Here is a 5,225-nt window from a genome sequence, read left to right as displayed (position 1 = left end):
TTGAATGTCGGCGGCGACCTACTCTCCCACACCCTGGCGAGTGCAGTACCATCGGCGCTGGAAGGCTTAGCTACCGGGTTCGGAATGGGACCGGGCGTTCCCCTACCGCAATGACCACCGACAACACTATTCAACAAACCCCCACACAAACATGGGGGGACCTACGAACACACAACCCGCACAGGGTTGTGGGCTCAGGGTCACACAGTGGATGCGAACAACTCGTTGTGGCAAGCCCTCGGCCTATTAGTACCGGTCAACTCCACCCCTCACAGGGCTTCCATCTCCGGCCTATCAACCCAGTCATCTCCTGGGAGCCTTACCCACTCAAAGGTGGTGGGAGACCTCATCTTGGAACAGGCTTCCCGCTTAGATGCCTTCAGCGGTTATCCCTCCCGAACATAGCCAACCAGCCGTGCCCCTGGCGGGACAACTGGCACACCAGAGGTTCGTCCGTCCCGGTCCTCTCGTACTAGGGACAGCCTTCCTCAAGTCTCCAACGCGCGCGGCGGATAGGGACCGAACTGTCTCACGACGTTCTAAACCCAGCTCGCGTACCGCTTTAATGGGCGAACAGCCCAACCCTTGGGACCTACTCCAGCCCCAGGATGCGACGAGCCGACATCGAGGTGCCAAACCATGCCGTCGATATGGACTCTTGGGCAAGATCAGCCTGTTATCCCCGGGGTACCTTTTATCCGTTGAGCGACACCCCTTCCACAAGGTGGTGCCGGATCACTAGTCCCGACTTTCGTCCCTGCTCGACCCGTCAGTCTCACAGTCAAGCTCCCTTGTGCACTTACACTCAACACCTGATTGCCAACCAGGCTGAGGGAACCTTTGGGCGCCTCCGTTACTCTTTGGGAGGCAACCGCCCCAGTTAAACTACCCACCAGGCACTGTCCCTGAACCAGATCATGGCCCGAGGTTAAGACACCCAATTCGACCAGAGTGGTATTTCAACAACGACTCCACCACCACTGGCGTGATAGCTTCACAGTCTCCCACCTATCCTACACAAGCCGAACCGAGCACCAATACCAAGCTATAGTAAAGGTCCCGGGGTCTTTCCGTCCTGCCGCGCGTAACGAGCATCTTTACTCGTAGTGCAATTTCGCCGAGTCTGTGGTCGAGACAGCGCCCAAGTCGTTACGCCATTCGTGCAGGTCGGAACTTACCCGACAAGGAATTTCGCTACCTTAGGATGGTTATAGTTACCACCGCCGTTTACTGGCGCTTAAATTCTCCGCTTCGCCCCACAAGGGGACTAACAGGTCCTCTTAACGTTCCAGCACCGGGCAGGCGTCAGTCCGTATACATCGTCTTGCGACTTCGCACGGACCTGTGTTTTTAGTAAACAGTCGCTTGGGCCTGGTCTCTGCGACCGGCCATCCCTAGCCCGCACGGGGCATCAAGACAACCGGCCCTCCTTCTCCCGAAGTTACGGAGGTATTTTGCCGAATTCCTTAACCACAGTTCGCTCGATCGCCTCGGTATTCTCTACCTGACCACCTGTGTCGGTTTGGGGTACGGGCCGCAACAGCACTCGCTAGAGGCTTTTCTCGACAGCATGGGATCACCCTCTTCGCCTCAATCGGCTACGCATCACCTCTCACCCTTCACGACCCCCCGGATTTACCTAGGAGATCAGGCTACAGGCTTACACCACGACAACCACCGCGTGGCGGAGCTACCCTCCTGCGTCACCCCATCACTTGCCTACTACCAGATCGGATCCCACGCTCCCCCACAAACAACACTCCCGAAGGAGCGAAGGTGGGTTCGGATGGTTAGCATCACCAGCCTCGGCATGGACGCACTATCACGAGCACGGGAATATCAACCCGTTGTCCATCGACTACGCCTGACGGCCTCGCCTTAGGTCCCGGCTCACCCTGGGCGGAACAACCTGGCCCAGGAACCCTTGGTCATCCGGCGGCAGAGATTCTCACTCTGCATTCGCTACTCATGCCTGCATTCTCACTCCCACACCCTCCACCCGTAAATCACTCCCGGGCTTCACCAGACGCAGGACGCTCCCCTACCCAACAACACCACAAAGATGTCATTGCCACGGCTTCGGCGGTGCGCTTGAGCCCCGCTACATTGTCGGCGCAGGACCACTTGACCAGTGAGCTATTACGCACTCTTTCAAGGGTGGCTGCTTCTAAGCCAACCTCCTGGTTGTCCGGGCGATCCCACATCCTTTCCCACTTAGCGCACGCTTAGGGGCCTTAGCCGGTGATCTGGGCTGTTTCCCTCTCGACCACGAAGCTTATCCCCCGCAGTCTCACTGCCGCGCTCTCACTCACCGGCATTCGGAGTTTGGCTGACTTCGGTAAGCTTGTCGGCCCCCTAGGCCATCCAGTGCTCTACCTCCGGCGAGAAACACACGACGCTGCACCTAAATGCATTTCGGGGAGAACCAGCTATCACGAAGTTTGATTGGCCTTTCACCCCTACCCACAGCTCATCCCCCAGGTTTTCAACCCTGGTGGGTTCGGGCCTCCACGACGTCTTACCGACGCTTCACCCTGGCCATGGGTAGATCACTCCGCTTCGGGTCTACACCCCGCGACTCAACCGCCCTATTCGGACTCGCTTTCGCTACGGCTACCCCACACAGGTTAACCTCGCCACGAAGCATAACTCGCAGGCTCATTCTTCAAAAGGCACGCCATCACCCCGCAAGGCTCTGACGGCTTGTAAGCACACGGTTTCAGGTACTATTTCACTCCCCTCCCGGGGTACTTTTCACCTTTCCCTCACGGTACTTGTCCGCTATCGGTCACCAGGTAGTATTTAGGCTTGACGGGTGGTCCCGCCAGATTCACAGCGAATTTCACGGGCTCGCTGCTACTCGAGAACAATGCCCACAACAGAACCAAACATTTTCGCGTACGGGGCTATCACCCACTACGGCCGACCATCCCAGAATCGTTCCGCTAACACCGGTTCATGCTGTCCCACCCTCGGCAGAAGATGAACGACACGCCTCACAACCCCGCACCCGCAACGCCTGCCGGCTTGACACGGACACGGTTTAGCCTCATCCGCTTTCGCTCGCCACTACTCACGGAATCACTATTGTTTTCTCTTCCTGTGGGTACTGAGATGTTTCACTTCCCCACGTTCCCTCCACGCACCCTATGAATTCAGGTACGGGTAACGCCCCATGACGGGCGCTGGGTTTCCCCATTCGGACACCCTCGGATCACAGCTCGGTTGACAGCTCCCCGAGGCCTATCGCGGCCTCCCACGTCCTTCATCGGCTCCTGATGCCCAGGCATCCACCATGTGCTCTTAACAACTTGACCACAACAAGATGCTCGCATCCACTATGCAACACTCAACCCACAACCACACCCAACCAAGAACAACCACCACCCACCACAAGCAGGCGTTAGGAAGCCCCCGACCAGAGCGGCCAAAGAAAACAACCCGTTCACCAGGTGTCTCCTCAGGACCCAACAGTGTGCCAAGCCAAACCGGTCCAACGAACTGCGTTCCACCCAACGCACCCAACCCACAGACGGAGCTGATGATGCGATTCAATGAAGGAACCACAGAAACCCACAGAGCAAAACCCTGCAGAGCCATGTGATGCCCCATCACATGATGGGACTCCTTAGAAAGGAGGTGATCCAGCCGCACCTTCCGGTACGGCTACCTTGTTACGACTTCGTCCCAATCGCCAGTCCCACCTTCGACAGCTCCCTCCACAAGGGTTGGGCCGCCGGCTTCGGGTGTTACCAACTTTCGTGACGTGACGGGCGGTGTGTACAAGGCCCGGGAACGTATTCACCGCAGCGTTGCTGATCTGCGATTACTAGCGACTCCAACTTCACGGGGTCGAGTTGCAGACCCCGATCCGAACTGAGACTCACTTTAAGGGATTCGCTCCACCTCACGGTCTCGCAGCCCTCTGTATGAGCCATTGTAGCATGTGTGAAGCCCTGGACATAAGGGGCATGATGACTTGACGTCATCCCCACCTTCCTCCGAGTTGACCCCGGCAGTCTCCCATGAGTCCCCACCATAACGTGCTGGCAACATGGAACAAGGGTTGCGCTCGTTGCGGGACTTAACCCAACATCTCACGACACGAGCTGACGACAGCCATGCACCACCTGCACACCAACCACAAGGGAAGCCCTATCTCTAGGGATGTCTGGTGCATGTCAAACCCAGGTAAGGTTCTTCGCGTTGCATCGAATTAATCCACATGCTCCGCCGCTTGTGCGGGCCCCCGTCAATTCCTTTGAGTTTTAGCCTTGCGGCCGTACTCCCCAGGCGGGGCGCTTAATGCGTTAGCTGCGGCACAGAAACCGTGGAATGGTCCCCACACCTAGCGCCCAACGTTTACGGCGTGGACTACCAGGGTATCTAATCCTGTTCGCTCCCCACGCTTTCGCTCCTCAGCGTCAGTATCGGCCCAGAGACCCGCCTTCGCCACCGGTGTTCCTCCTGATATCTGCGCATTTCACCGCTACACCAGGAATTCCAGTCTCCCCTGCCGAACTCAAGTGATGCCCGTATCGACCGCACGCTCAGAGTTAAGCCCCAAGTTTTCACGGCCGACGCGACACACCGCCTACGAGCTCTTTACGCCCAATAATTCCGGACAACGCTCGCACCCTACGTGTTACCGCGGCTGCTGGCACGTAGTTGGCCGGTGCTTCTTCTCCAGGTACCGTCAATCACTCTTCGTCCCTGGCGAAAGAGGTTTACAACCCGAAGGCCGTCATCCCCCACGCGGCGTCGCTGCGTCAGGCTTCCGCCCATTGCGCAATATTCCCCACTGCTGCCTCCCGTAGGAGTCTGGGCCGTGTCTCAGTCCCAGTGTGGCCGGTCGCCCTCTCAGGCCGGCTACCCGTCACCGCCTTGGTAGGCCATCACCCCACCAACAAGCTGATAGGCCGCGGGCCCATCCCCCACCGAAAAAACTTTCCACCACCAACCATGCAGCCAGTGGTCCTATCCGGTATTAGACCCAGTTTCCCAGGCTTATCCCAGAGTGGAGGGCAGGTCACCCACGTGTTACTCACCCGTTCGCCGCTCGTGTACCCCCGAAAGGGCCTTACCGCTCGACTTGCATGTGTTAAGCACGCCGCCAGCGTTCGTCCTGAGCCAGGATCAAACTCTCCAACAAAACCCTGACAAACAAACACTGGCCACAACACCCGACGGGATCGAATGCTGCAACCAAACAAACAATCTGGCAC

The 5,225-nt window shown here is 57.9% G+C and carries 3 rRNA genes; all 3 read right to left on the bottom strand.

Going from position 1 to position 5,225, the window contains the following annotated elements:
* Positions 1-5: 5 nt before the first annotated feature.
* Positions 6-122: ribosomal RNA gene (gene rrf, locus Ae505Ps2_RS09520) — 5S ribosomal RNA — on the bottom strand.
* A 104-nt stretch (positions 123-226) separates the two neighbouring features.
* A 23S ribosomal RNA gene (locus Ae505Ps2_RS09515) occupies positions 227-3,317 on the bottom strand.
* 315 nt (positions 3,318-3,632) lie between these two features.
* Positions 3,633-5,152 (bottom strand): 16S ribosomal RNA (locus tag Ae505Ps2_RS09510).
* The 16S, 23S and 5S rRNA genes sit together here, the layout of an rRNA operon.
* Between the last annotated feature and the right edge of the window lie 73 nt (positions 5,153-5,225).

It is taken from the genome of Pseudonocardia sp. Ae505_Ps2 (genome assembly GCF_001932425.1).
Taxonomy (GTDB): domain Bacteria; phylum Actinomycetota; class Actinomycetes; order Mycobacteriales; family Pseudonocardiaceae; genus Pseudonocardia.
This window is presented reverse-complemented; position numbering and strand designations above follow the sequence as displayed.